This is a genomic window from Enterobacter mori LMG 25706, assembly GCF_000211415.1.
In the GTDB taxonomy this organism is placed as follows: Bacteria; Pseudomonadota; Gammaproteobacteria; order Enterobacterales; family Enterobacteriaceae; genus Enterobacter; species Enterobacter mori.
On the sequence record NZ_GL890776.1, the window covers coordinates 55610 to 80408 of the forward strand.

Below are 24799 nucleotides of genomic sequence, written 5' to 3' on the forward strand. Positions count from 1 at the left end.
AGGTTACCGTTTTGCTTTTATTTCTTCCAGAAATCGTCAAACACCGTAATCGGCGTGTGACGCTTGTGCTCGGTTTTCAGATACCAGCCTTCGATAATCTTCGCGGTACCTTCATCCAGCTGTTTGCCTTCCAGATAGTCGTCAATATTGTCATAGGTCACGCCCAGTGCGGCTTCATCCGGCAGGGAAGGGCGATCGTCTTCCAGATCGGCGGCTGGCGCCTTCTTGTATAAATGCTCCGGGCAGCCAAGTGCGGCGAGAAGCTGTTTACCCTGACGCTTGTTGAGGCGGAAGATCGGATTAATGTCGGTGCCGCCGTCGCCGTATTTGGTAAAGAAACCGGTGACCGCTTCCGCTGCGTGATCGGTGCCGACAACAACACCTTTGGTCATGCCCGCAATGCTGTACTGCGCTTTCATACGCTCACGCGCTTTTTCGTTGCCGCGTACGAAATCGCTCAGCTCGATACCGGCTTCGCGCAGCGCCTGCTCGCTCGCCAGCACGGAACCTTTAATGTTCACGGTCAGAACACGGTCGGGCTGAATGAAGGTAATCGCGTCCTGGCAATCTTGTTCGTCGGCCTGCACACCATAAGGAAGGCGCACGGCGATAAACTGCAGCGCATTATCACCCGTTTCTTCACGCAGCTCTGAAATGGCCATCTGGCACAGTTTGCCGGTCAGCGTAGAGTCCTGGCCGCCGCTGATGCCCAGCACCAGTGACTTCAGGAAAGCGTTAGTTTTTAGGTAGGACTTCAAAAAATCAACGCTTCGGCGGATCTCTTCATTTGCATCTACTGCAGGTTTCGCGCCCAGCGCCTGGATAATCTGTTGTTGCAGAGCCATTACGCCCTCCCTATGCAGAACGAGACAGAAAAATGTTATCTGTTAAAACTAACCCTTTGGGCGGAAAACGACAAGGATCACAGTTTCGAGTGCGCTAAATTGCGCCGCTTTAGCAGCTTATCGTTGTTTTATTAGAATTTTCCGAAATTCGTGTGGCGTAACTCGCAAAGTTGAACAATAGTATTTTTTATCCCATGCTTAGTTAACACGCTGATAAACAAGAGGACGGAATATGAACAAGAACGTAGCAGGAATTTTAAGCGCAGCGGCGGTACTGACTATGCTGGCAGGGTGTACGGCTTACGATCGCACCAAAGATCAGTTTACCCAGCCAGTTGTAAAAGACGTCAAAAAAGGGATGACGCGTTCGCAGGTTGCTGCAATTGCAGGTAAACCTTCTTCTGAAGTCACCATGATTCATGCTAAGGGAACCTGTCAGACCTACATACTGGGTCAACGTGATGGTAAGGCAGAGACCTACTTTGTCGCGCTGGATGATACCGGTCATGTGATTAACTCCGGCTATCAGACCTGTGCAGAATACGACACCGATCCACAGGCCCCTAAGGCGCAGTAACCGCGCTTGCCTGAGGATGTTAACTAACCGGCCAGGTGGCCGGTTTTTTTATGCATACGTAAATCTTATTTCTTTGCGCGAATTATTTGCCCGAAATGTGAAGAGAGTCAACAAGCCAGGTCAATGAGAGACAATTTGACCCTATCCAGAATTATCCCCTCCTTGTACCATTGCGTATACTCGTTTCAACGACAAACAACAGTAAGCAACCTACCCGTCAGCCGGGATAGCAAGTCGAGTGATAGCGCGACGGCGGGGGGCACACAAGAGGGAAGTTATTATGGAAAAGAAACATATCTATCTGTTCTGTTCTGCGGGCATGTCAACCTCACTTCTGGTTTCCAAGATGCGTGCGCAGGCCGAAAAGTATGAAGTTCCTGTGGTGATCGAGGCGTTTCCAGAGACGCTGGCGGGCGAAAAGGGCCAGACAGCAGATGTTATTTTACTGGGGCCGCAAATCGCTTATATGTTGCCAGAAATTCAGCGTTTGCTGCCTCATAAACCGGTCGAAGTCATCGACTCGGGGCTGTACGGTAAGATTGATGGTTTAGGTGTATTAAAAGCTGCTGTTGCAGCCATTAAAAAAGCTGCTAATTAATTATTTATTTTTCCCGTCAAAGAGTTATTTCACACAATACGCCGTAACATGCGTTACGGCATTTAAGGGTATTTTCCTATGAGTAAAGTCATCGCTTCACTTGAAAAGGTACTCCTTCCTTTTGCTGTTAAAATAGGAAAGCAGCCTCACGTTAATGCCATCAAAAACGGCTTTATTAAATTAATGCCGTTGACGCTGGCCGGGGCAATGTTCGTTTTAATTAACAACGTTTTTCTGAGCTTTGGTGAAGGTTCCTTCTTTTATTCATTAGGAATTCGGTTAGACGCTTCCACTATTGAAACCCTTAATGGTCTTAAAGCCATCGGCGGCAACGTATACAACGGCACGTTGGGTATTATGTCGCTGATGGCGCCTTTCTTTATCGGGATGGCGCTGGCTGAAGAGCGTAAAGTGGATCCTCTGGCCGCAGGTTTACTCTCTGTCGCAGCATTTATGACGGTTACCCCATACAGCGTCGGCGAGGCTTATGCTGTCGGTGCTAACTGGCTGGGTGGCGCTAATATTATTTCGGGTATTGTTATCGGTCTGGTCGTTGCGGAAATGTTCACGTTTATTATTCGCCGCAACTGGGTTATCCGTCTGCCGGATAGCGTTCCGGCATCGGTATCTCGTTCATTTTCCGCGTTGATTCCAGGCTTCATTATTCTCTCCATTATGGGGATTATCGCCTGGGCGCTCTCTCACTGGGGCACAAACTTCCACCAGATCATTATGGACTCTATCTCTACGCCGCTGGCGTCAATGGGTGGAGTGGTGGGTTGGGCGTATGTCATCTTTACCTCCCTGCTGTGGTTCTTCGGCGTGCATGGTTCACTGGCACTGGCGGCGCTGGACAGCGGTATCATGACCCCTTGGGCACTGGAAAACGTTGCGCTTTATCAGCAGTACGGCTCCGTTGATGCGGCGCTGGCAGCCGGTAAAACCTTCCATGTGTGGGCGAAGCCGATGCTTGACTCCTATATCTTCCTGGGGGGTACCGGGGCGACGTTAGGTCTGATCATCGCGGTCTTTATTGTCTCTCGTCGTGCCGATCATCGTCAGGTTGCGAAGCTGGCGCTGCCGTCAGGCATCTTCCAGATTAACGAACCGATTCTGTTTGGTCTGCCAATCATCATGAACCCAGTGATGTTCATTCCATTCATCCTGGTGCAACCGCTGCTGGCGGCAATCACCCTGACCGCGTACTACCTGGGCATTATCCCACCGGTGACCAACATTGCACCGTGGACCATGCCAGCCGGTCTGGGCGCGTTCTTTAACACCAACGGTAGCGTCGCGGCCTTCCTGCTGGCGATATTCAACCTCGGGATTGCAACCCTGCTTTACATGCCATTCGTGGCAATAGCGAACAAAGCGGCAACCGTTATCGATGAAGAAGAGAGCGAAGAGGATATCGCCCTCGCACTGAAATTCTAAAATTGCACGGTGCGGGGCAACCCGCGCCAGCTAAAAGGAGCTTAACGATGTTAGATTTGGATAGTATTGTCGCAGACGAAACCGTAGAGAACGATCTGGAAGAAGTGGTGATGGGGCTTATCATCAACTCTGGGCAGGCACGCAGCCTGGCATATGCCGCGCTGAAGCAGGCCAAGCAGGGTGATTTCGCTGCAGCAAAAACCATGATGGACCAGTCCCGTCTTGCACTGAATGAAGCGCATCTGGTGCAGACGAAGCTCATCGAAGGCGACCAGGGCGAAGGGAAAATGAAGGTGAGCCTGGTGCTGGTACATGCTCAGGATCATCTGATGACCTCTATGCTGGCGCGCGAGCTGGTGGCAGAGTTAATCGAGCTTCACGAGAAGATGCAGTAAGTCAGGTCAGGCAGCAGGAGGTCAGCACGATGGAAATTAAAACCGCACTTGAGCAGCAGCTGTTTAATGGCAAGAATTTTCACGTGGCTATTTACAACAAGACGGAGAGCGCCAGTGGTCTGCACCAGCATGACTACTACGAGTTCACGATTGTTCTGACCGGCCGCTACTACCAGGAGATCAACGGTAAGCGCGTGTTGCTGGAGCGCGGAGATTTTGTCTTCCTGCCGATGGGGTCCTATCATCAGAGCTTTTACGAGTTTGGTGCTACACGCATTCTGAATGTGGGCGTCAGCCGACGCTTCTTTGAGAAACATTATCTGCCGCTGGTACCGTTCTGCTTCGTGGCGTCACAAGTCTATCGCGTCAAAAACGAGTTCATGACCTGGATCGAAACGGTTATTGCCTCACTCAACTTCCGCGACAATGAGTTCGACGAGTTTATTGAAACCGTGACGTTTTATGTGATGAACCGCCTTCGCCATCATCGCGAAGAACAGCAGGTCATTGATGATATCCCACAGTGGCTTCGCAGCACCGTTGAGCTCATGCACGACAAAGGGCAATTCAGCGACAACGCGCTGGAAAATATGGTTTCGTTGTCGGGCAAGTCGCAGGAGTATTTAACCCGCGCGACGCAGCGTTATTATCGTAAAACGCCTGTGCAAATCATTAATGAAATCCGCATTAACTTTGCCAAGAAACAGCTGGAAATTACCAATTACTCTGTCACCGATATTGCTTATGAGTCAGGTTACAGTAGCCCCAGTCTGTTTATTAAAACGTTTAAGAAGTTTACTTCGTTCACACCAAACAGTTACCGCAAAAATCTGACGGTAATTAATTAATACCCGGCGATTTAATTCGCCACGAATATTGACGTAATTGCTTGCCCAAATAGCGGGAAGAGAACGCTATACCTTGCAGGCGGTTAACCTGATACGCTAAGGGAGATATTATGCAACAGAAATTAAAAGTCGTAACCATTGGTGGCGGCAGCAGCTATACCCCGGAATTACTGGAAGGTTTCCTGAAACGTTATCATGAATTACCGGTCAGCGAATTATGGCTGGTGGATGTAGAAGAAGGTCAGGAAAAGCTGAATATTATTTTCGACCTGTGTAAACGTATGGTTGAGAAAGCCGGTGTGCCATTGACCGTACATAAAACGCTGGATCGCCGTCTGGCGCTGAAAGATGCTGATTTCGTCACCACCCAGCTGCGCGTCGGCCAGCTGAAAGCACGCGAGCTGGATGAGCGTATTCCGCTGAGCCACGGCTATCTGGGACAGGAAACCAACGGTGCGGGCGGTCTGTTTAAAGGTCTGCGTACCATACCGGTGATTTTCGACATCATCAAAGACGTGGAAGAGATTTGCCCGAATGCGTGGGTGATTAACTTCACCAACCCGGCGGGAATGGTGACTGAGGCAGTCTATCGCCACACCGGTTTCAAACGCTTTATCGGCGTCTGTAATATCCCGATTGGCATGAAGATGTTTATCCGCGACGTGCTGGCGCTGACCGACAACGACGAGCTCTCCATCGATCTGTTCGGCCTGAACCACATGGTGTTTATCAAAGACGTGATCGTTAACGGCACGTCGCGCTTTGCCGAACTGCTCGACGGTGTTGCTTCAGGTCGACTGACCGCCGCATCCGTGAAGAACATTTTCGATCTGCCATTCAGTGAAGGGCTGATCCGCTCCCTGAACCTGCTGCCGTGCTCGTACCTGCTCTACTATTTCAAGCAGAAAGAGATGCTGGCTATCGAAATGGGCGAGTACTATAAAGGCGGCGCGCGTGCCCAGGTGGTACAAAAAGTTGAGAAGCAGCTGTTTGATTTGTATAAAGATCCAAATCTTAATGTTAAGCCGAAAGAGCTGGAGCAGCGCGGCGGGGCATACTATTCCGATGCGGCCTGCGAAGTGATTAACGCCATTTACAACGACAAGCAGGCTGAGCACTACGTCAACGTGCCGCATCATGGCCACATTGATAATATCCCGGCTGACTGGGCCGTTGAGATGACCTGCATTCTGGGTCGCTATGGCGCGAAACCGCACCCGCGTATTACTCACTTTGATGACAAAGTGATGGGCCTGATCCACACCATCAAAGGCTTTGAGGTGGCAGCAAGCAATGCGGCGTTGAGCGGTGAACTGAATGATGTGCTTCTGGCCCTGAACCTCAGTCCGCTGGTGCATTCCGACCGTGATGCGGAGCAGCTGGCGAGTGAGATGATCCTGGCGCATGAAAAATGGCTGCCAAACTTTGCTGCAACGGTTGAGAAACTGAAGTTCACCCACCGTTAAGAGGATGTACGATGGAAAACCTGCTGATCGTAAACGCCGATGATTTTGGCCTGTCGAAAGGGCAGAACTACGGCATCATTGAAGCCTGTCGTCGGGGTGTGGTGAGTTCAACCACGGCGTTGATTAACGGCGAGGCGGTTGAACATGCGGCTCAGCTAAGTCGGGACGTTCCCGGGCTGGGTGTGGGCATGCATTTTGTTCTGACGCTGGGTATGCCGCTTTCACCGATGCCGGGTCTGACGCGTGACGGGCAGTTAGGGAAATGGATTTGGGAAATGGCAGAGCAGGGCGCTCTGCCGCTCGAAGAGATTACCCGTGAACTGGATTGCCAGTTTAACCGCTTTGTTGATGTGTTTGGCAGGGAGCCGACGCACATCGATAGCCATCACCACGTGCACATGATCCCGGCGATTTTCCCGATTGTCGCGGAGTTTGCACAGCGTAAAGGCGTCGCGATCCGCGTGGATCGTGAGGTGCCCGGCGTGCCGGACTGCGCTGTGAAATCAACAGATGGATTCAGCAGTGCATTTTACGGCGACGAGATCGACGAAGCGCTGTTCCTGAAGGTGCTGGATGAGTCCGCCGCTCGCGGTGAAAAGTCCGTAGAGGTGATGGCGCACCCGGCATTTGTCGATAATACCGTGCGGAAAAGTGCCTACTGCTGGCCGCGTCTGGTGGAACTGGATGTGCTGACGTCGGCGTCGCTGAAGTATGCGATTGCCGAGCGAGGGTATCGGTTGGGGACGTTCAGAGATTTGTGAGAAATCCCCCTCACCCTAACCCTCTCCCCAAAGGGGCGAGGGCACTGGGCGGTGCGGTTTGTCATGCCAGCACAGGTCAGCATTTCTCCCTCTCCCTTTCAGGGAGAGGGCCGGGGTGAGGGTATTGTTTACGCCGGAATGTGATCGATCTTACTGCTGCGCGACCAGACGCGGTGCGCGGCGAGTAAATCAAACAGCTTCGTCATAAAGGCAGCGTCAACGTTATCGCCCTCGACAATGCCGTCCTCACCCTGATCGGCCACCTTCAGCTTCGCCTTAAACTGTCGCGCATCGCCTGCCAGGGCGATCGGTTTCAGATGCTTATAGGCTTCCAGCAGATAATACACGGCGTCACCGTTGGTCAGCAGGCTGTCAATATCTCCACACGGCACAATCACCGCATCAACGGTCAGCGAAGGCGCCCCGGCAAAGGTCGCCGCCACCGGCAGCACGGAGCCATCATCGGCGGTCACTTCGCCCATACGGGAATAAAGCAGTTTCGCATGCACGCCCTGGCTTTTCAGCGCCTGCATAATCCCCAGCACGTCGCTGGCGCGAGTTTTATCGTTCAAAAGGATGGCGACCACGCGGCCCTTAATCGAACCGCCCGGTACGGCGTACAGGCTCAGAGACGGATCCTTTTTCAGCCCGTTAACGTCTTTCGGTGGAGCTGCGTTACGTTGCTCATCGGTCAGGGTAATACCAAGGTTATCGGCGACGCTCTGCGCCAGCTGGATATCGATTCGCGCCAGCTGATCAACCACGCGCTCGCGGATGTAGGTGCGCACCACTTTGCTCAGCTCAAAGCTGAAGCCGCCGATGATATGCTGCTGCTCAATCGGGGTCTGGCTGTTCCAGAACAGGCGAGGATGGGCGTAATACTCACCGAAGGATGGGCTGCGTTCGCGAATTTTGGTCCCCTCGACGCGTTCCTGATACGACTCAAACCCGCCACGTTTCGGGCCCGGTGGTGTTTCACGCGGCCAGTTATCGTTGATCGAGTTCGGTTCGTAGTTCGCCGGGTTGGTGTCGATATCCTGGCGATGCATCCCGTCGCGCTGGAAATTGTGATACGGGCAGGTAGGGCGGTTAATGGGGATTTCGTGGAAGTTCGGTCCGCCGAGACGGCTAATCTGCGTGTCGGTGTAGGAGAACAGACGACCCTGTAACAGCGGGTCGTTGGTGAAATCCAGACCGGGGACAATATGGCCCGGGTGGAAGGCGGCCTGTTCATTCTCGGCAAAGAAATTATCCGGATTACGGTTGAGCACCATTTTCCCTACCAGCTGAACCGGCACCAGTTCCTCAGGAATGAGTTTAGTCGGATCAAGCAGGTCGAAATCAAATTTGAACTCGTCCTCTTCCGGAATCAACTGTAACCCCAGTTCGTATTCCGGGAAGTCTCCGGCTTCAATGGATTCCCACAGCTCGCGGCGGTGGAAATCAGGATCGCGGCCAGTCAGCTTCTGCGCTTCATCCCACACCAGCGACGCTTTACCCGCCACAGGTTTCCAGTGGAAGCGCACGAAAGTGGCTTTGCCTTCCGCGTTAATCAGGCGGAAGGTGTGGATGCCAAACCCTTCCATGGTGCGATAGCTGCGCGGAATGCCGCGGTCTGACATTGCCCACATCACGTTGTGCAATGTTTCTGGCTGTAGCGAGACGTAGTCCCAGAAGGTGTCGTGCGCACTTTGTCCCTGCGGTATGGCCCAGTGGGGCTCCGGTTTTACCGCATGGACAAAGTCAGGAAATTTATGCGCATCCTGAATGAAAAACACCGGGGTATTGTTGCCGACCAGGTCGAAAATACCTTCTTCGGTATAAAATTTGGTGGCAAAACCGCGGATATCGCGCACCGTGTCGGCCGAGCCAGCGCCACCCTGCACGGTAGAAAAGCGCACAAACACCGGGGTGATTTTATCCGGGTCGGAGAGGAAATCCGCTTTGGTAATGTCTTTCAGACTTTTATAGGGCTGGAAGTATCCGTGCGCAGCCGAGCCGCGCGCGTGAACGATGCGTTCCGGTATGCGCTCGTGGTCAAAATGGGTAATCTTTTCCCGCAGGATGAAATCTTCCAGCAGGGTTGGCCCACGTGTGCCTGCGCGAAGGGAGTTCTGATCGTCAGCAATACGCACGCCCTGATTGGTCGTGAGCGCAAAACCTTCGCTACCTTTACGGTGTGGCTCAAGCGATTTCAGCTTCTCGTTCCCCGTATCCGGCGATTTCATGCTTCCCGGTGCGGTAGGCTGCTCGCCAGGGGCGGAAGGGCCCGGTGAGGGGCGGTGAGAGCCGTCAGCTGGAGCGAGAGAGTCCATACCCGGTTGCGATTCTTCAGTGCCATGAATCGGTGATTGATGTGTTTTATCTTTGTTCGACATTGCACGTTTCTCCTTTATCCATTGCTAAAAACCCTATTAAGGATAGAACAATGTCGTGAGATGGCTCGCCAACTAAGAGTTTTCACATGCCGTCATTAACGAAAGGAGCCATCTCACCCACTCGGAGCGCGACGGAAGGTAGTCGGATCGGCTATCATAGAATTTTCCTGCTTCAAGAATTTGCTTTAGTGAACCCGTCGCTTATGAAACCTCTTCGTCAACAAAACCGCCAGGTTATTAGCTATGTGCCCCGCGTTGAGCCCGCGCCGCCTGACCATGCCCTGAAAGTGGATGGTTTTCGCGACGTCTGGCAGTTACGGGGTAAATACGTGGCCTTTGTGCTGATCGGCGAACATTTCCGCCGCTCTCCCACGTTTACGGTGCCGGAGTCAGCGCAACGGTGGGCGATGCAGATCCGCCAGGATGAAGAGGTTGAAGAATAACAGCCATAAAAAAACCGCCATCAGGCGGTTTTTTTATTTCAACAGTGATTAACGGTGCGCCAGTTCGGCGTCGTCTTCACTGTCCAGAATCGCTTTGTCGGTCTGCTTCAGCCACTGGCTAGTTAGCGTACCGGCGGTCATGGAGCCACTCACGTTCAGCGCGGTACGTCCCATGTCGATCAGCGGTTCAACGGAGATCAGCAGCGCAACCAGCGTCACAGGCAGACCCAGCGCAGGCAGCACAATCAGTGCGGCGAAGGTTGCACCACCACCGACACCCGCAACGCCTGCGGAGCTGATGGTCACAATGCCCACCAGGGTGGCAATCCACACCGGATCCAGCGGGTTGATACCCACAGTCGGCGCGACCATTACGGCCAGCATTGCCGGGTACAGACCTGCACAGCCGTTCTGTCCAATGGTGGCACCAAAGGAAGCAGAGAAGCTGGCGATGGACTCAGGAACGCCCAGGCGACGCGTTTGCGCTTCCACATTCAGCGGAATAGACGCTGCACTGGAACGGCTGGTAAACGCGAAGGTCAGCACTGGCCACACTTTACGGAAGTATTTCAGCGGGCTGACGCCGTTCACGCCCAGCAGGATGCCGTGCACCACAAACATGATGCCCAGACCCAGGTAAGAGGCGACGACAAAGCTGCCCAGCTTGATGATGTCCTGCAGGTTTGATCCCGCAACCACTTTGGTCATCAGTGCCAGCACACCGTAAGGCGTCAGCTGCATGACCAGACGGACCAGCTTCATTACCCAGCTCTGCAGGGTATCGATAGCGGTCAGCACGCGTTCACCTTTTGGCGCATCGTCTTTCAGCAGCTTCAACGCAGCCACACCCAGGAACGCGGCGAAGATCACCACGCTGATGATGGAGGTTGGGCTTGCGCCGGTCAGGTCAGCAAACGGGTTTTTAGGAATAAAGGAGAGCACCATCTGCGGAACCGTCAGGTCGGCCACTTTGCCAACATAGTTGGTTTGAATCGCCGTCAGACGCGCGGTTTCAGCCGTACCCTGGACCAGACCTTCAGCGGTCAGGCCAAACAGGTTGGTCACCAGCACGCCCACCAGCGCGGCAATCAGCGTGGTGAACAGCAGCGTACCGATAGTCAGGAAGCTGATTTTCCCCAGCTGAGTCGCATTATGCAGACGAGCAACTGCGCTCAGAATAGACGCGAACACCAGCGGCATCACAATCATTTGCAGCAGCTGCACGTAACCGTTACCGACAATGTTGAACCATTGAATGGAATCTTTCAGTACCGGGTTATCGGAGCCGTAAACAGCGTGTAATGCCAGACCAAAGGCCACACCCATGACCAAACCGACCAGCACTTTTTTCGCCAGGCTCCACTGTTTGTGGCGCGCCTGCGCGAGAAGCAATAGCAATACAACGAACACAATAATGTTCGCGATGAGTGGAAAATTCATCCCCGTTCTCCTGATTTATTATACGGCCGGTTTTTACCGATCCTGATGGCGCAAGGTTAGCAGAAGTGTGATGCAGCGCTTATATCCAAATGGAATGGTTTATGACAAACGTGATTATTTTGTTTGTTTACTGTTCAATCTGGTGATGAATGAAACGATTGAACTGAAATTGCAGCGAATTGATCATCTGCGATGACCAGCGAACTGCACCATTTTCGGGCAACGTCTGCGGCATCCAGACGGCGTACGCGAAGAGTGCCATGCACAAAACGCGCTCCAGCTGATTGCCTTTTTGCGGGGCGAGAATGGGAAAACGGAAACGCCACCGGCAGGGCCACAGGAGGGGGACACCGGCAGGCGTCAGCATATCGGCAAGAATATGGCTTAAATAGCCGAGCACCATCCCCTGTATGGCATCTGCCGGCACTATCCAGCTTTCAGGCACTTTTAAATAGAACAGGGTAAGCAGGGCAAACACGGCCAGCAGGCTGTGGGTAAACCCACGATGGCCAAACGCTCTGGCAATGGGTTTGGCGATCCACTTCAACCGTTGTCCAAGAAACGACTTGGGGTGATCGATGTCCGGCAGGAGACAGGTTAATACGGCGGAAGGGACGATATGCCACCAGTCACCCTGTGCCAGCACAGGGGTCAGTTCAGCGTTTTTGGCAAACACTGCGCATGCAATTGAAAAAAGCAGGTGGCCTTCCGCCGTCATGATAAAACCCAACAAACTGTCAATTCATACAGTATAGGGTTTTTATACAGTGCGCGGAAGAGGTGACGGTGTAACTCTTTGTCACAAAGCGGCGTCAGCGCGCCAGCCAGCCACCGTCTACGGCCAGGGTGTGACCGTTGACATAATCCGATGCAGCAGAGGCAAGGAAAACAACCGGACCTTGCAAATCCTCCGGCAATCCCCAGCGCCCGGCCGGGATACGCTCCAGGATCGCCTGGCTACGCTGTTCATCATCGCGCAACTGCTGCGTGTTATTGGTCGCCATATAACCCGGCGCAATGGCGTTCACGTTGATGCCATGCGTAGCCCATTCGTTGGCGAGCAGGCGCGTGATACCCAGAACACCGCTTTTAGACGCGGTGTAAGAAGGCACGCGGATCCCCCCCTGGAATGAAAGCATCGAGGCAATATTGATGATTTTCCCACCCTGACCCTGCTGGATAAACTGTTTGGCCACCGCCTGAGAGAGGAAAAAAACCGATTTGAGATTCAGGTTAACAACATCGTCCCAGTCTTTTTCACTGAATGCCAGGGCATCCTCCCGACGTATGGTCCCGGCGTTATTCACCAGAATATCGACGCGTCCCATCTCGGCGACAGCGCTATCCACTACGCGCTGAATGCTTTCTTGTTGACCGAGATCGGCCCGAATCGCCATAAATCGACGCCCGAGAGCGGTGATGCGCGCGGCCGTTTCGTCGGGAACTTTACGGTTCACGCCAACAATATCGCATCCGGCTTGTGCGAGCGCCACGGCCATGCCCTGTCCCAGCCCGGTATCGCATCCCGTGACGATGGCCACTTTTCCTGAAAGAGTGAAGGACTCCAGTATCATACGCGCCTCAGAAGTAAGGTTATTGTCATTCTGAAGGTAAGAATAGGAGGTGAAAGCAGGAAATGCAATTAAATGAAACGATGTTTTATTTTTACTTTCAGGCAGCGAAGGGCTGCCTGAAAGAGAAGGTCACTCGCCGCGCAGATGGGCAACCGTAAGGTCTTCCAGCGAGGCCAGTTTCACATCCGCCAGGGCAAAGCGGGGATCGTGGCGGCCTTCTTCGGCAGGCACAACGATAGAGCGCATGCGTGCGGCTTTGGAGGCCACCATGCCGTTAACGGAATCTTCCAGCGCCACGCAGGTGAGCGGATCCAGACCCAGTTTTGCGGCGCAGTCCATATAGACCTGAGGGTGCGGCTTGCTGTAGGGCAGTTTCTCGGCTGAGGCCAGCGCGTCGAAGCTGTCGCGCAGTTCGAACAGGGACAGCACTTTTTCCAGCATATGCAGCGGCGAAGCGGAGGCCAGCCCGACCTTCAATCCTTGCGCCTTGCACAGGGCGATCGCATCACGCACGCCCGGAAGCAGGGGCTTCTGCTCTTCAACCAGCGTAATGGCGCGGTTAATAATACGCGCGGTGACGTCGTCACGACCGGGGCCAATCCATGGCTGGTGGGCATACCAGAGGTCTACAACCATATCAATGCGAAGTCCCAGCGTATCGGGAAGCTCGTTCCGGCGGCTGATATCGACGCCGAGGCTCGCCATCACATCCAGTTCAGCCCGATCCCACAGCGGTTCGGAGTCAATCAGCAATCCGTCCATGTCAAAAATGGCGGCAAGTATTTGGCGCGGTGTCGACATCACAACGTCTCCTTATCTCAGGTGTTCGACAGACGATACGTGCTAAGCACAATCTGCAATTTAGCATAATGCTTTTAAAGAACGGGCGAAAATGATGGGCAGCAGGTAGACTTAGGCAAAAATAACGCGTCTTTTTGAAGGGGAACGAATGACGTATCAACAAGCTGGACGCATCGCTGTCTTAAAACGTATTGCCGGTTGGGCCATTTTTATTCCGGCTGTAATTTCCACGCTGATTTCCGTACTCAAATTTATGTACGATCACAGTGAAAAGCAGCCGGGTATCAATGCGGTAATGCTGGATTTCGCGCATGTGATGATTGAAATGATGCGTTTTAACACCCCGTTCTTAAACTTTTTCTGGTTTAACTCACCGACACCGAATTTTCATCAACAGGCGAATGTTGGCTTTTGGGTGATTTACGCGCTGATTTTTATCGCGATGGCATTGCAGGCATCAGGCGCGCGCATGAGTCGCCAGACGCGTTTTTTACGCGAAGGTGTGGAAGACCAGCTCATTCTTGAGCAGGCGAAAGGGCCGGACGGAATGAGCCGCGAGCAAATCGAATCCCGCATTGTTGTTCCGCGTCACACGATTTTCCTGCAGATTTTCCCGCTCTATGTATTACCGGTAGTCATCATCGTGGCCGGTTATTTCTTTTTCTCTCTGCTCGGTTTTATCTAGAGCCACAGCGGGTGGTGCATGACCGCCCGCTACGCCGCCAGTACCCGCTCCAGTGCACGCTGCGCATTCACCAGATGTTGACCGCCAAACAGAATTGCCCGATTCAACAGGGTATAAAGTTGATACACCGGCTGGCGGTCGAGGAAGTCAGGCGGTAACGGCGAGACCGACTGGTATCCGTCATAAATCTGCGGCAGCTGTTCAGGATGCAGTGGCAGCATGGCGAGGTCGCACTCTCTGTCACCCCAGTAACAGGCAGGGTCGAAGATATAAGGGCCGTTCGGACCCAGCGCACAGTTATCTGACCACAAATCCCCGTGCAAGAGTGAAGCCTGAGGCTGATGCGCGGCAAGACGCTGCTGCACGTGTTCGACAATGGCATCAATGTTGCCAAATTCCAGACCTTTCTCTGCCGCCAGTTCCAACTGCCAGCCAATACGTTGCTCTGCAAAGAAGATCGACCAGCGGCGTTGCCAGGCGTTCGGCTGTGGTGTGGTGGATAGGTCGTTGTCGAAATCGAGTCCAAACTGGGGTTGATCGCTCCACTGGTGCAATCGTGCTAGCTGCTGTCCAAGAATAAACGCGTTATGGGCATCCAGTGGGCGAGCGGGGAGATATTCCATGACCAGAAAACTGTAGTCACGGTCACTGCCCACGGCCCAGACGTGCGGGACGGTGACCGTTTTGCTGCGCGACAGCAGATCCAACTGATCGGCTTCGGCAGTGAAGATTGGGAGAAGTTCACGTTCATCGCATTTAACGAAAAGGTCGCGCCCCGCGTAGCGTAAATGCCACGCGGCGTGGATTTCACCGCCAGGCAGTTCATTACGCAGTTCAATTTCACCTTCACCTAATTGCTCGCTTAAAAGATGACTGATAGCCTGCCACATGATATCTCTCCCATGTTGTCTGCCAGATCATAAAGTTAGCGCAAAACGGCTGTTAAAAAATACGAACTAACGCACACCTGAGCGGTTTAAATTCATACAACGCACTTATTGTTCTTTTTTTCGCCAGCTTTCCCAGGTATCTACCTCAATATCCGCGTCCTTGTCAGTCACACTCTCGGCCAGGCTGCTTGCCAGGGCGTGAACTTCCTCGTCGCTGAGGGCGCTTATCAGGCCAAATGTCAGCGTGCCTAAATCATGAATATTGCCCTCGTCGTCCGTGAGGGTGAGCAGAAAATTTGCCCGTGTAAAAGCGTTGTTGAGTTCATTGAGCTCGGTCAGTAACGCTTCATGAATGTTGACGGTAATGACGTAGCGGGTGATGTCACCACTGCTCATAGTTCACCTCATTGTTATCATGAAAGTTTTCTTAGCATAGTCGATAGTACGTTTTTGGCGACTATAGCTCGTCTTTACCCTCTCCCCGGAAGAGAGAGGGGACGGTTAATTTTGGGACAGATAATCAACAATTTTCTCGGTGTCAGGCAGCGAACAAAGCCGCGTGCCCTGATTGATGGTTGCAGCGCTACCTGCTGCAACGCCGTAGCGCGTCATCTCCAGCAGCGACGCCCCCTGCGCCAGTTTCAGCGTCATCGCCCCCACCATACTGTCGCCTGCGCCAACGGTGCTCTGGCTTTTCATGGGGGGTGGCACAACCTGCACATAGCCCGTTCCATCCACGGCCAGCGCACCCTGAGGGCCAAGAGAAACCACCACGCGCAATGCCTTGCCGCTGCGTATCAGTTCTTGCGCGGCATTACGGACGTCATCCGGCTGGGTGAGTTCACGATTCACCAGCGCGCTGAGCTCTTTCTGATTGGGTTTAACCAGCTCAAGGTTGCCTGGCTCCAGAGCGGCTTTTAACGCCTCGCCGGAACTGTCGACAATGCACCGGATGCCCCGTTGCTGGGCTGCCCGAATTAATGCTGTGAGTTTCTCTGTGCTCACGCCCGGCGGCAGGCTGCCGCTGATCACCAGCAAAGCGCCCCTTTCAATTGTCAGGACCTTCTCCTCAAGCTGACGAAACTCATCATCACTCAATTTTGCCCCCGGCATAACAAAACGGTACTGCTCGCCGCTGGACTCAACGTGAACGTGCAGGTTCTGACGCGTCCAGTCGCTGGCCTCGACGGTTTGCACGGCAACCTGTTCATCTGCCAGCAGAGACACCAGATGTTCACCAGTGGCACCACCGGCAGGAAAAATCGCCGTCGCTTTGCCTCCAAGGTGGGTAATTGCGCGTGCGACGTTGATACCGCCACCACCGGGCTCAAACACCGGGGCGCTACAGCGTAGTTTACCTTCCGGGTAAATCTGTGCGGTTAAGGTAGCGGAATCGAGAGAAGGGGAGAGTGTCAGCGTGTAGACAGGAACCATCATAACCTCCTTTTTGCATGGGTTCCTTTAAGCCTGGCATCAATCGACAGGAAGGCAACGTAAATAACAGTATGATTTTAAATATGAATGCTGACAAAAGTACGGGGTTGTTTTTATAAAATAAAAGTCGTTTTGAGATCGTTCTTATTCAAAAAATGAAATAAGAAAACATTGCTATGTTATTTGCGGCTTTTTATAATTTGTTACCTTTCTCTGGACGCCTTGTCATTGATCCTCAAGAAAGTTTCCGAGACCGTGATGGTCTCTTTTTTTGTTGTATGGACTCCTTAATAAAATGAAGCTTTTGAAGACAGTACCCGCTGCAATGATGCTGGTGGGTGGCGTGTTTGCGTCAATGAATGCAATCGCCGATGATACCGTTTTTACTGTCATGGACGATCCCTCCACAGCGCAAAAACCTTTTGAAGGTAACCTGAACGCAGGGTATCTGGCGCAATCCGGCAACACGAAAAGCTCTTCCCTGACCGCAGACAGCACCCTGACGTGGTATGGCAACACCACCGCCTGGTCACTGTGGGGGAATGCCAGCAACACCTCAGCGAATGACGAGCGATCGTCAGAGAAATACGCCGTAGGCGGGCGTAGTCGTTACAATATGACCGATTATGATTACCTGTTCGGTCAGGCAAGCTGGCTAACCGACCGCTATAACGGCTACCGGCAGCGTGATGTCTTCACTGCAGGTTATGGTCGCCAGTTCCTGAACGGACCAGTACACAGCCTGCGTTTTGAATTCGGTCCAGGCGTACGTTATGACGAATACACCGACGGTGATACCAAAACCCAACCGCTGGGCTATGCGTCGGGTACTTACGCCTGGCAGATGACCGACAACACCAAATTCACGCAGGGTGTTTCGGTATTCGGTGCTGATGATACGACGCTGAACTCCGAGACGGCGCTGAATGTGGCCATCAATGAACACTTTGGGTTAAAGGTAGCGTACAACGTGACCTGGAACTCAGCACCGCCTGAAACTGCGCCTGATCATACCGACCGCAGGACGACAATTTCTTTGGGTTATAAAATGTAATCTAAATGGGCCGACATTATTTCGGCCCTTTTTTAATTTTTAGAAATTGTGCTGATTTATATTAAACGGCGTTTTAAAATAATTGGTCCGAAAATATCTCCATACTTTCTTCATAATTACACCACTCCCCGAATATTCAGATTATTTGACACGAATTGATAAATAAACTGACTATGCAAAAGTGTGATCCAGATCTACACTGTCACTACAGGCAAAATTCAGCCTTAGGTCTTTATGCTCTAATTAAGTATGAGAAGAATCATGATGAAAAAAATCAAAACTGCTGCAGCAGCAATGGTGCTTTCAGCACTCTCTTTTGGCGTATTCGCTGCTGATCGCACGGGTATTAGCACCGCCTCTGATGTTGAAGCGGGTTCAAACATCGCCCCGGCGTCACAGTCTACCGGTCAGTCAATGAATGATGCGTTTGACGTGCATACACTGGTTGCCGGTGAGTGGTCCTGATACGTGTTTCGGTTTTAAACCTCACTGTAAAAAACCGGATTGTGATGTACCGGTTTTCATCACAGCAATGCTGTAAAGATATTCAAAGAGTTTTCAGGGTTTGATGTCTTATTACTTTTACTTGCAATGCGTTAACACTAACCCCATATCATTGCAGCCCAGCGCAATAACAACATTGCACCGCAGATTGCAATTAATACGACCACCATTTTCCAGTGCTTCGCGGCAAAGCGTTTTGTTGGCATAACCTCTTCCTTGTCAGTTTATTGTTCCAGTCTACCAAAAAAATGCGGTAAAAAGCGCATTATTCGGGACAAAGGATTATGCAACGGCATTGATTCATGTCAGAACCAATGGAATCTGTCGGCAAGAATCAACACTAAACCGGCAGCGGAAAGGATATTCAATATCACAACGGTTCTACTGGACACATTCATGTGATGCCCCTTGGGTGTGTAAGGACCTGTTCAAGAATAGCTCAGCACTTTTGAATTGCGAGCCATGGTTCGCGAAAGTTCGTTCACTCATACCGATGAGTGAAGGTTCAAACTGGTCGCAGAGGGTGCATTCGCCCTTTCATTAGTGTTACCATTAGGGGGCTTGCCGTAAATCCGCATTTGTCTGAAATCGGCGGGAGCATGATGACGAGCCAATTTGACGATTGTTGGTCAGATGGTTTCGCAATCTATTGTTAAATAATGATTATTTTCTTTGTATATGCTCTTATGTGTGGGGCATCACTGCAAATAAGGATATAAAATGCCTGTAATTACTCTTCCTGATGGCAGCCAACGCCATTACGACCACGCTGTTAGCCCAATGGATGTTGCCCTGGATATCGGCCCTGGACTCGCGAAAGCGACCATCGCTGGCCGTGTAAATGGTGAGCTAGTTGATGCGTCCGATCTGATCGAGAGCGATGCGAAGCTGTCTATCATCACCGCGAAAGACGAAGAAGGTCTTGAGATCATTCGTCACTCCTGCGCGCACCTGTTAGGTCATGCGATTAAACAGCTGTGGCCAAACACCAAAATGGCGATCGGCCCGGTTATCGACAACGGCTTCTACTATGACGTTGACCTCGATCATACCCTGACCCAGGAAGATATCGACGCGCTCGAAAAACGTATGCACGAGCTCGCCGAAACCAACTATGACGTCATCAAGAAGAAAGTCAGCTGGCACGAAGCGCGTGAAACCTTCGTGAAGCGCGGCGAGAACTATAAAGTCTCTATTCTTGACGAAAACATTTCGCATGATGACAAGCCTGGCTTGTACCATCACGAAGAATACGTCGACATGTGCCGTGGACCGCACGTGCCGAACATGCGCTTCTGTCATCACTTCAAGCTGATGAAGATCGCAGGCGCCTACTGGCGTGGCGACAGCAACAACAAGATGTTGCAGCGTATTTATGGTACCGCATGGGCAGATAAGAAAGCCCTGAGCGCGTACCTGCAGCGCCTGGAAGAGGCTGCGAAGCGTGACCACCGTAAAATCGGTAAGCAGCTTGACCTGTATCATATGCAGGAAGAAGCGCCGGGTATGGTGTTCTGGCATAACGACGGCTGGACTATCTTCCGTGAACTGGAAACCTTCGTTCGCTCCAAGCTGAAAGAGTACCAGTACCAGGAAGTGAAAGGCCCGTTCATGATGGACCGTGTGCTGTGGGAAAAAACCGGCCACTGGGACAACTACAAAGATGCGATGTTCACCACCTCGTCTGAGAACCGTGAGTACTGCATCAAGCCAATGAACTGTCCGGGTCACGTTCAGATCTTCAACCAGGGTCTGAAATCCTACCGCGACCTGCCGCTGCGTATGGCGGAGTTCGGTAGCTGCCACCGTAACGAGCCATCAGGTGCGCTGCACGGTCTGATGCGCGTTCGTGGCTTTACTCAGGATGATGCGCATATCTTCTGTACTGAAGATCAGGTCCGTGACGAAGTTAACGCCTGTATTCGTATGGTCTACGATATGTACAGCACCTTTGGCTTCGAGAAGATCGTGGTCAAACTCTCAACGCGTCCGGAAAAACGTATCGGTAGTGATGAGACATGGGATCGCGCAGAAGCGGATCTCGCCGTGGCGCTGGAAGAGAACGGCATTCCGTTCGAATACCAGCTGGGCGAGGGCGCATTCTACGGTCCGAAAATTGAATTTACCCTGTATGACTGCCTCGATCGCGCATGGCAGTGCGGTACTGTACAGCTGGACTTCTCCCTGCCGCAGCGTTTAAGCGCCTCTTATGTTGGCGAAGACAACGAGCGTCAGGTACCGGTAATGATTCACCGTGCAATTCTCGGTTCTCTGGAGCGCTTCATCGGCATCCTGACCGAAGAGTTCGCGGGCTTCTTCCCAACCTGGCTTGCGCCAGTGCAGGTCGTGGTGATGAACATTACCGATTCTCAGGCGGATTACGTTAAAGAATTGACGCAGAAACTACAAAATGCGGGCATTCGCGTAAAAGCAGACTTGAGAAATGAGAAGATTGGCTTTAAAATCCGCGAGCACACTTTACGTCGTGTCCCGTATATGTTGGTCTGTGGTGATAAAGAGGTGGAAGCAGGCAAAGTTGCCGTTCGCACCCGCCGTGGTAAAGACCTGGGGAGCCTGGACGTAAGTGAAGTGATTGAGAAGCTGCAACAAGAGATTCGCAGCCGCAGTCTTCAACAACTGGAGGAATAAGGTATTAAAGGCGGAAAACGAGTTCAAACGGCACGTCCGAATCGTATCAATGGCGAGATTCGCGCCCAGGAAGTTCGCTTAACAGATCTTGAAGGTGAACCACTGGGGATTGTGAGTCTGAGAGAAGCGATCGAAAAAGCTGAAGAAGCTGGAGTAGATTTAGTTGAAATCAGCCCTAACGCCGAACCGCCAGTTTGTCGTATCATGGACTACGGCAAGTTCCTTTATGAAAAGAGTAAGTCTTCTAAGGAACAGAAGAAGAAGCAAAAAGTTATCCAGGTTAAGGAAATCAAATTCCGTCCTGGTACCGACGATGGCGATTATCAGGTAAAACTCCGCAGCCTGATTCGCTTTCTGGAAGATGGCGATAAGGCCAAGATCACACTGCGTTTCCGCGGTCGTGAGATGGCCCACCAACAGATCGGTATGGAAGTGCTTAACCGCGTCCGTGAAGATCTGAGTGAACTGGCAGTAGTCGAATCCTTCCCTACGAAGATCGAAGGCCGCCAGATGATCATGGTGCTCGCTCCTAAGAAGAAACAGTAAGGCCTTCAAGCAGCAAAATCTGTGGAGCCTTCGGGTTTCATAGGTTTTGTTCGCCTATGTTTCGTTTATTTAACAATGCGAAGTGGAAGTTATTAAGATGCCAAAAATTAAGACCGTACGCGGTGCTGCTAAGCGCTTCAAAAAAACCGGTGGTGGTGGATTTAAGCGTAAGCACGCAAACCTGCGTCATATTCTGACCAAAAAATCTACTAAGCGTAAACGTCACCTGCGTCCAAAAGGCCTTGTTTCTAAAGGCGATCTGGGTCTGGTTATCGCGTGCCTGCCGTACGCATAAGCCGTTAACGTTTAATTTTTTTACTAAGAATATAGATACAGGAGAGCACACATGGCTCGCGTAAAACGTGGTGTAATTGCACGTGCACGTCACAAGAAAATTTTGAAACAAGCTAAAGGCTACTACGGTGCGCGTTCACGCGTATACCGCGTTGCCTTCCAGGCTGTTATCAAAGCAGGTCAGTACGCTTACCGTGACCGTCGTCAGCGTAAGCGTCAGTTCCGTCAACTGTGGATTGCGCGTATCAACGCAGCAGCACGTCAGAACGGTATTTCTTACAGCAAATTCATCAACGGCCTGAAAAAAGCCTCTGTTGAAATCGACCGTAAGATCCTGGCTGACATCGCAGTATTCGACAAAGTAGCGTTCACCGCTCTGGTCGAAAAAGCGAAAGCAGCACTGGCATAAGCCAGTTGAGAGAGGGAGCTTTGCTCCCTCTTTTGTTTTAACATCATCAGAACATTGACTTTTACCCGTTCAGGCTTTTCAATAAGGTCTTCACGGTTTTTACCACACAAGGTAACGCAAGCATGAATGCTGCTATTTTCCGCTTCTTCTTTTACTTTAGCACCTGAATTCAGGAGGCTAGCGCGTGAAAGATGAAACGAAAAACAGCGCCAGATAAGCCTCCTGATGGAGGCTTTTTTTGTGTCTAAATTCGAGAGAATAAGTCCACCAAATCGGTGTCTGCACCGACATAATGAGGAAAACCATGTCACATCTCGCAGAGCTGGTTGCCAGTGCAACGGCCGCCATTAACCAGGCCTCAGATGTTGCCGCGTTAGACAATGTCCGCGTCGAATATCTGGGCAAGAAAGGGCATTTAACCCTTCAAATGACTACCCTGCGTGAGCTGCCGCCGGAAGAACGCCCGGCAGCGGGTGCGGTGATTAACGAAGCCAAGGAGCAGGTACAGCAGGCGCTGAACGCGCGTAAAGCTGAACTCGAAAGCGCGGTGCTGAATGCGCGTCTGGCGGCGGAAACCATCGACGTTTCTCTGCCCGGTCGCCGTATTGAAAACGGTGGTCTGCACCCGGTAACCCGTACCATCGATCGCATTGAAAGTTTCTTCGGTGAGCTCGGCTTTACCGTGGCGACTGGCCCGGAAATCGAAGATGATTATCACAACTTCGATGCCCTGAACATTCCTGGCCATCATCCGGCACGTGCTGACCACGACACTTTCTGGTTCGACGCTACGCGTCTGCTGCGTACTCAGACCTCCGGCGTACAGATCCGTACCATGAAGGATCAGGAGCCGCCAATCCGTATTATCGCGCCGGGCCGCGTCTATCGTAACGACTACGATCAGACCCACACCCCAATGTTCCACCAGATGGAAGGTCTGATTGTTGATAAAAACATCAGCTTCACCAACCTGAAGGGTACGCTGCACGATTTCCTGAACAACTTCTTTGAGGAAGATCTGCAGGTTCGTTTCCGTCCGTCCTACTTCCCGTTCACCGAACCGTCTGCGGAAGTTGACGTGATGGGTAAAAACGGCAAATGGCTGGAAGTGCTGGGCTGCGGTATGGTGCATCCAAACGTGCTGCGTAACGTGGGTATCGATCCGGAAGTGTACTCCGGCTTTGCCTTCGGTATGGGCATGGAGCGTCTGACCATGCTGCGCTACGGCGTGACCGACTTACGTGCATTCTTCGAAAACGATCTGCGTTTCCTCAAACAGTTTAAATAAGGGCAGGACAGAACAATGAAATTCAGTGAACTGTGGTTACGCGAATGGGTGAACACGACGCTCGACAGCGAAGCACTTTCTAACCAGATCACCATGGCGGGTCTGGAAGTTGATGGCGTCGATCCTGTCTCGGGTGCTTTTACCGGCGTGGTGGTGGGTGAAGTGGTCGAGTGCGGACAGCACCCTAACGCCGACAAACTGCGCGTGACGAAAGTGAACGTGGGCGGTGACCGTCTGCTGGATATCGTCTGCGGCGCGCCAAACTGCCGTCAGGGGCTGAAAGTGGCCGTGGCAACCGTCGGTGCAGTGTTGCCGGGCGATTTCAAAATTAAAGCGGCTAAGCTGCGCGGCGAGCCGTCTGAAGGCATGCTGTGCTCCTTCTCCGAGCTGGGTATTTCCGACGACCACAACGGCATCATTGAGCTGCCGCTGGATGCGCCAATCGGCACCGATATCCGTGAATACCTGAAGCTTGACGACAACACCATTGAAATCAGCGTCACGCCAAACCGTGCCGACTGCTTAGGTATCATCGGCGTGGCGCGTGACGTTGCCGTGCTGAACCAGACCGAACTGAACGCGCCGGAGATTGCTTCGGTTGAAGCGACCATCAGTGACGTGCTGCCAATCCAGGTTGAGGCTGCGGATGCTTGCCCGCGCTATCTGGGCCGCGTGGTGAAAGGCATTAACGTTAAGGCGCCAACGCCGCTGTGGATGAAAGAGAAGCTGCGTCGCTGCGGTATCCGCTCAATCGATGCGGTTGTTGACGTAACCAACTACGTTCTGCTGGAGCTGGGCCAGCCGATGCACGCGTTCGATAAAGATCGTATCGACGGCGGCATCGTTGTGCGCATGGCGAAAGAGGGCGAAACCCTGGTTCTGCTGGACGGCAGCGAAGCCAAACTGAACGCCGATACGCTGGTGATTGCTGACCACAGCAAAGCGCTGGCAATGGGCGGTATCTTCGGGGGTGAACACTCTGGCGTGAACGATGAAACGCAAAACGTTCTGCTGGAATGCGCGTTCTTCAGCCCACTCTCAATTACCGGCCGCGCACGCCGCCACGGTCTGCATACCGATGCCTCTCACCGCTACGAGCGCGGCGTTGACCCGGCTCTGCAGTACAAAGCGATGGAACGTGCGACTCGCCTGCTGATCGACATCTGCGGCGGCGAAGCGGGTCCGGTTATCGACGTGACCAACGAAGCGACGCTGCCTAAGCGTGCCACCATTACCCTGCGCCGCAGCAAGCTGGATCGCCTGATTGGCCACCACGTTGCCGATGCACAGGTTACCGACATTCTGACCCGTCTGGGCTGTGAAGTGACCGAAGGCCTGGACGAGTGGAAAGCCGTTGCGCCATCATGGCGTTTCGACATGGAAATTGAAGAAGATCTGGTGGAAGAAGTGGCCCGCGTTTACGGCTACAACAACATCCCTGACGAGCCGGTACAGGCGGGGCTGGGGGTGGGCACCCCCCCCG

General features: G+C 52.5%; 28 protein-coding genes, 1 pseudogene and 1 other annotated feature. Of the genes and pseudogenes, 18 read left to right on the top strand and 11 right to left on the bottom strand.

The features are described 5' to 3' along the window. Window positions 1-17 precede the first annotated feature (17 nt). Complete coding sequence (gene nadE, locus ENTMO_RS0110105; protein WP_010430140.1) at window positions 18-845, bottom strand: ammonia-dependent NAD(+) synthetase; 828 nt, start codon at window positions 843-845, stop codon at window positions 18-20. Between the two features lie 232 nt (window positions 846-1077). On the opposite strand from nadE, the gene osmE reads away from it, so the two are divergent. From osmE to chbG, 7 genes and pseudogenes are all read left to right on the top strand, one after another. Next, window positions 1078-1422, top strand: a complete 345-nt coding sequence (gene osmE / locus ENTMO_RS0110110) for an osmotically-inducible lipoprotein OsmE (RefSeq protein ID WP_010430142.1) — start codon at window positions 1078-1080, stop codon at window positions 1420-1422. Between the two features lie 241 nt (window positions 1423-1663). Next, a complete protein-coding gene (locus tag ENTMO_RS0110115) occupies window positions 1664-2020 on the top strand; it encodes a PTS sugar transporter subunit IIB (protein WP_260591518.1) in 357 nt (118 codons plus the stop codon). A 78-nt stretch (window positions 2021-2098) separates the two neighbouring features. After that, complete coding sequence (chbC, locus tag ENTMO_RS0110120; RefSeq protein WP_010430146.1) at window positions 2099-3457, top strand: PTS N,N'-diacetylchitobiose transporter subunit IIC; 1359 nt, start codon at window positions 2099-2101, stop codon at window positions 3455-3457. A 47-nt stretch (window positions 3458-3504) separates the two neighbouring features. Then, a complete protein-coding gene (gene chbA, locus ENTMO_RS0110125) occupies window positions 3505-3852 on the top strand; it encodes a PTS N,N'-diacetylchitobiose transporter subunit IIA (RefSeq protein ID WP_010430147.1) in 348 nt (115 codons plus the stop codon). 11 nt (window positions 3853-3863) lie between these two features. Then, window positions 3864-4700 (top strand): annotated as a pseudogene (gene chbR, locus ENTMO_RS0110130) (transcriptional regulator ChbR); the annotation flags it as partial. A 110-nt stretch (window positions 4701-4810) separates the two neighbouring features. Further along, window positions 4811-6166 (top strand): 6-phospho-beta-glucosidase, encoded by a 1356-nt coding sequence (locus ENTMO_RS0110135; protein ID WP_010430152.1) that lies wholly within the window; start codon window positions 4811-4813, stop codon window positions 6164-6166. An 11-nt stretch (window positions 6167-6177) separates the two neighbouring features. Continuing rightward, complete coding sequence (gene chbG, locus ENTMO_RS0110140; RefSeq protein ID WP_010430154.1) at window positions 6178-6927, top strand: chitin disaccharide deacetylase; 750 nt, start codon at window positions 6178-6180, stop codon at window positions 6925-6927. Window positions 6928-7055: 128 nt separating this feature from the next. On the opposite strand, the gene katE is transcribed toward chbG, so the two are convergent. Beyond that, a complete protein-coding gene (katE, locus tag ENTMO_RS0110145; RefSeq protein ID WP_010426121.1) occupies window positions 7056-9305 on the bottom strand; it encodes a catalase HPII in 2250 nt (749 codons plus the stop codon). A gap of 167 nt (window positions 9306-9472) precedes the next feature. On the opposite strand from katE, the gene cedA reads away from it, so the two are divergent. Beyond that, complete coding sequence (cedA, locus tag ENTMO_RS0110150) at window positions 9473-9748, top strand: cell division activator CedA (protein ID WP_256350567.1); 276 nt, start codon at window positions 9473-9475, stop codon at window positions 9746-9748. 48 nt (window positions 9749-9796) lie between these two features. On the opposite strand, the gene tcyP is transcribed toward cedA, so the two are convergent. The 4 genes from tcyP to hxpB form a co-directional block, all read right to left on the bottom strand. Beyond that, window positions 9797-11188 carry a cystine/sulfocysteine:cation symporter gene (gene tcyP, locus ENTMO_RS0110155; protein ID WP_010430157.1) on the bottom strand — a complete coding sequence of 464 codons (1392 nt, stop codon included), beginning with the start codon at window positions 11186-11188 and terminating at the stop codon, window positions 9797-9799. A gap of 127 nt (window positions 11189-11315) precedes the next feature. Continuing rightward, entirely contained in the window at window positions 11316-11906 is a 591-nt protein-coding gene (locus tag ENTMO_RS0110160; protein ID WP_010426116.1) for a metal-dependent hydrolase, read from the bottom strand. 94 nt (window positions 11907-12000) lie between these two features. Then, complete coding sequence (gene kduD / locus ENTMO_RS0110165; RefSeq protein WP_010426114.1) at window positions 12001-12762, bottom strand: 2-dehydro-3-deoxy-D-gluconate 5-dehydrogenase KduD; 762 nt, start codon at window positions 12760-12762, stop codon at window positions 12001-12003. Window positions 12763-12891: 129 nt separating this feature from the next. Continuing rightward, window positions 12892-13563 (bottom strand): hexitol phosphatase HxpB, encoded by a 672-nt coding sequence (gene hxpB / locus ENTMO_RS0110170; RefSeq protein ID WP_010426112.1) that lies wholly within the window; start codon window positions 13561-13563, stop codon window positions 12892-12894. Window positions 13564-13711: 148 nt separating this feature from the next. On the opposite strand from hxpB, the gene ENTMO_RS0110175 reads away from it, so the two are divergent. Next, window positions 13712-14248 (top strand): YniB family protein, encoded by a 537-nt coding sequence (locus tag ENTMO_RS0110175; RefSeq protein WP_010426111.1) that lies wholly within the window; start codon window positions 13712-13714, stop codon window positions 14246-14248. Between the two features lie 29 nt (window positions 14249-14277). On the opposite strand, the gene ENTMO_RS0110180 is transcribed toward ENTMO_RS0110175, so the two are convergent. The 3 genes from ENTMO_RS0110180 to pfkB form a co-directional block, all read right to left on the bottom strand. After that, window positions 14278-15138: a fructosamine kinase family protein gene (locus tag ENTMO_RS0110180; protein WP_010430160.1), complete on the bottom strand. Its 861-nt coding sequence runs from the start codon at window positions 15136-15138 to the stop codon at window positions 14278-14280. A gap of 105 nt (window positions 15139-15243) precedes the next feature. Continuing rightward, window positions 15244-15534, bottom strand: a complete 291-nt coding sequence (gene ghoS, locus ENTMO_RS0110185) for a type V toxin-antitoxin system endoribonuclease antitoxin GhoS (RefSeq protein ID WP_010426107.1) — start codon at window positions 15532-15534, stop codon at window positions 15244-15246. Between the two features lie 105 nt (window positions 15535-15639). Then, the gene (gene pfkB / locus ENTMO_RS0110190) at window positions 15640-16572 is read right to left on the bottom strand and encodes a 6-phosphofructokinase II (protein ID WP_010426105.1); all 933 of its coding nucleotides are present in this window, start codon (window positions 16570-16572) and stop codon (window positions 15640-15642) included. A 295-nt stretch (window positions 16573-16867) separates the two neighbouring features. Here pfkB and ENTMO_RS0110195 point away from each other — a divergent pair, with 295 nt between their 5' ends. After that, on the top strand, window positions 16868-17626 hold the full coding sequence (locus tag ENTMO_RS0110195) for a DUF481 domain-containing protein (protein ID WP_010430164.1): 759 nt from the start codon (window positions 16868-16870) through the stop codon (window positions 17624-17626). Between the two features lie 264 nt (window positions 17627-17890). Continuing rightward, window positions 17891-18091 carry a hypothetical protein gene (locus ENTMO_RS0110200; protein WP_010426103.1) on the top strand — a complete coding sequence of 67 codons (201 nt, stop codon included), beginning with the start codon at window positions 17891-17893 and terminating at the stop codon, window positions 18089-18091. Window positions 18092-18228: 137 nt separating this feature from the next. Here the strand turns inward: ENTMO_RS0110200 and yniD are convergent, their stop codons facing one another. Both yniD and yncL read right to left on the bottom strand, forming a co-directional pair. Then, window positions 18229-18336 (bottom strand): small membrane protein YniD, encoded by a 108-nt coding sequence (gene yniD, locus ENTMO_RS25910; protein WP_010426102.1) that lies wholly within the window; start codon window positions 18334-18336, stop codon window positions 18229-18231. Between the two features lie 99 nt (window positions 18337-18435). Beyond that, window positions 18436-18528, bottom strand: a complete 93-nt coding sequence (gene yncL, locus ENTMO_RS25210) for a stress response membrane protein YncL (RefSeq protein ID WP_071985389.1) — start codon at window positions 18526-18528, stop codon at window positions 18436-18438. A gap of 322 nt (window positions 18529-18850) precedes the next feature. On the opposite strand from yncL, the gene thrS reads away from it, so the two are divergent. The 7 genes from thrS to pheT all read left to right on the top strand — a co-directional run. Continuing rightward, window positions 18851-20779, top strand: coding sequence for a threonine--tRNA ligase (gene thrS, locus ENTMO_RS0110210; RefSeq protein WP_010430168.1), 1929 nt, complete (start codon window positions 18851-18853; stop codon window positions 20777-20779). 3 nt (window positions 20780-20782) lie between these two features. After that, window positions 20783-21325, top strand: coding sequence for a translation initiation factor IF-3 (gene infC / locus ENTMO_RS0110215; RefSeq protein WP_059443439.1), 543 nt, complete (start codon window positions 20783-20785; stop codon window positions 21323-21325). A gap of 97 nt (window positions 21326-21422) precedes the next feature. Then, the gene (rpmI, locus tag ENTMO_RS0110220; protein ID WP_003030583.1) at window positions 21423-21620 is read left to right on the top strand and encodes a 50S ribosomal protein L35; all 198 of its coding nucleotides are present in this window, start codon (window positions 21423-21425) and stop codon (window positions 21618-21620) included. Between the two features lie 51 nt (window positions 21621-21671). Continuing rightward, on the top strand, window positions 21672-22028 hold the full coding sequence (gene rplT / locus ENTMO_RS0110225; protein WP_000124850.1) for a 50S ribosomal protein L20: 357 nt from the start codon (window positions 21672-21674) through the stop codon (window positions 22026-22028). A gap of 117 nt (window positions 22029-22145) precedes the next feature. After that, window positions 22146-22270, top strand: a sequence feature (Phe leader region). Next, the gene (gene pheM, locus ENTMO_RS26110) at window positions 22151-22195 is read left to right on the top strand and encodes a pheST operon leader peptide PheM (RefSeq protein WP_001386830.1); all 45 of its coding nucleotides are present in this window, start codon (window positions 22151-22153) and stop codon (window positions 22193-22195) included. Its footprint overlaps the feature before it by 45 nt. A gap of 62 nt (window positions 22271-22332) precedes the next feature. Then, on the top strand, window positions 22333-23316 hold the full coding sequence (gene pheS, locus ENTMO_RS0110230) for a phenylalanine--tRNA ligase subunit alpha (protein ID WP_010426091.1): 984 nt from the start codon (window positions 22333-22335) through the stop codon (window positions 23314-23316). A gap of 15 nt (window positions 23317-23331) precedes the next feature. Then, a partial coding sequence (pheT, locus tag ENTMO_RS26535) for a phenylalanine--tRNA ligase subunit beta (protein WP_010430171.1) occupies window positions 23332-24799 on the top strand: 1468 nt, incomplete at its 3' end.

Coding starts and splice junctions, on each gene's coding strand:
- chbG (WP_010430154.1), top strand. CDS start 6,178: ATGGAAAACCTGCTGATCGTAAACGCCGATGATTTTGGCCTGTCGAAA.
- rpmI (WP_003030583.1), top strand. CDS start 21,423: ATGCCAAAAATTAAGACCGTACGCGGTGCTGCTAAGCGCTTCAAAAAA.
- kduD (WP_010426114.1), bottom strand. CDS start 12,762: ATGATACTGGAGTCCTTCACTCTTTCAGGAAAAGTGGCCATCGTCACG.
- ENTMO_RS0110175 (WP_010426111.1), top strand. CDS start 13,712: ATGACGTATCAACAAGCTGGACGCATCGCTGTCTTAAAACGTATTGCC.
- ENTMO_RS0110135 (WP_010430152.1), top strand. CDS start 4,811: ATGCAACAGAAATTAAAAGTCGTAACCATTGGTGGCGGCAGCAGCTAT.
- pheS (WP_010426091.1), top strand. CDS start 22,333: ATGTCACATCTCGCAGAGCTGGTTGCCAGTGCAACGGCCGCCATTAAC.
- rplT (WP_000124850.1), top strand. CDS start 21,672: ATGGCTCGCGTAAAACGTGGTGTAATTGCACGTGCACGTCACAAGAAA.
- thrS (WP_010430168.1), top strand. CDS start 18,851: ATGCCTGTAATTACTCTTCCTGATGGCAGCCAACGCCATTACGACCAC.
- hxpB (WP_010426112.1), bottom strand. CDS start 13,563: ATGTCGACACCGCGCCAAATACTTGCCGCCATTTTTGACATGGACGGA.
- ENTMO_RS0110195 (WP_010430164.1), top strand. CDS start 16,868: ATGAAGCTTTTGAAGACAGTACCCGCTGCAATGATGCTGGTGGGTGGC.
- pfkB (WP_010426105.1), bottom strand. CDS start 16,572: ATGGTTCCTGTCTACACGCTGACACTCTCCCCTTCTCTCGATTCCGCT.
- yncL (WP_071985389.1), bottom strand. CDS start 18,528: ATGAATGTGTCCAGTAGAACCGTTGTGATATTGAATATCCTTTCCGCT.
- ENTMO_RS0110200 (WP_010426103.1), top strand. CDS start 17,891: ATGAAAAAAATCAAAACTGCTGCAGCAGCAATGGTGCTTTCAGCACTC.
- chbA (WP_010430147.1), top strand. CDS start 3,505: ATGTTAGATTTGGATAGTATTGTCGCAGACGAAACCGTAGAGAACGAT.
- nadE (WP_010430140.1), bottom strand. CDS start 845: ATGGCTCTGCAACAACAGATTATCCAGGCGCTGGGCGCGAAACCTGCA.
- yniD (WP_010426102.1), bottom strand. CDS start 18,336: ATGCCAACAAAACGCTTTGCCGCGAAGCACTGGAAAATGGTGGTCGTA.
- osmE (WP_010430142.1), top strand. CDS start 1,078: ATGAACAAGAACGTAGCAGGAATTTTAAGCGCAGCGGCGGTACTGACT.
- ENTMO_RS0110180 (WP_010430160.1), bottom strand. CDS start 15,138: ATGTGGCAGGCTATCAGTCATCTTTTAAGCGAGCAATTAGGTGAAGGT.
- ghoS (WP_010426107.1), bottom strand. CDS start 15,534: ATGAGCAGTGGTGACATCACCCGCTACGTCATTACCGTCAACATTCAT.
- tcyP (WP_010430157.1), bottom strand. CDS start 11,188: ATGAATTTTCCACTCATCGCGAACATTATTGTGTTCGTTGTATTGCTA.
- ENTMO_RS0110160 (WP_010426116.1), bottom strand. CDS start 11,906: ATGACGGCGGAAGGCCACCTGCTTTTTTCAATTGCATGCGCAGTGTTT.
- katE (WP_010426121.1), bottom strand. CDS start 9,305: ATGTCGAACAAAGATAAAACACATCAATCACCGATTCATGGCACTGAA.
- chbC (WP_010430146.1), top strand. CDS start 2,099: ATGAGTAAAGTCATCGCTTCACTTGAAAAGGTACTCCTTCCTTTTGCT.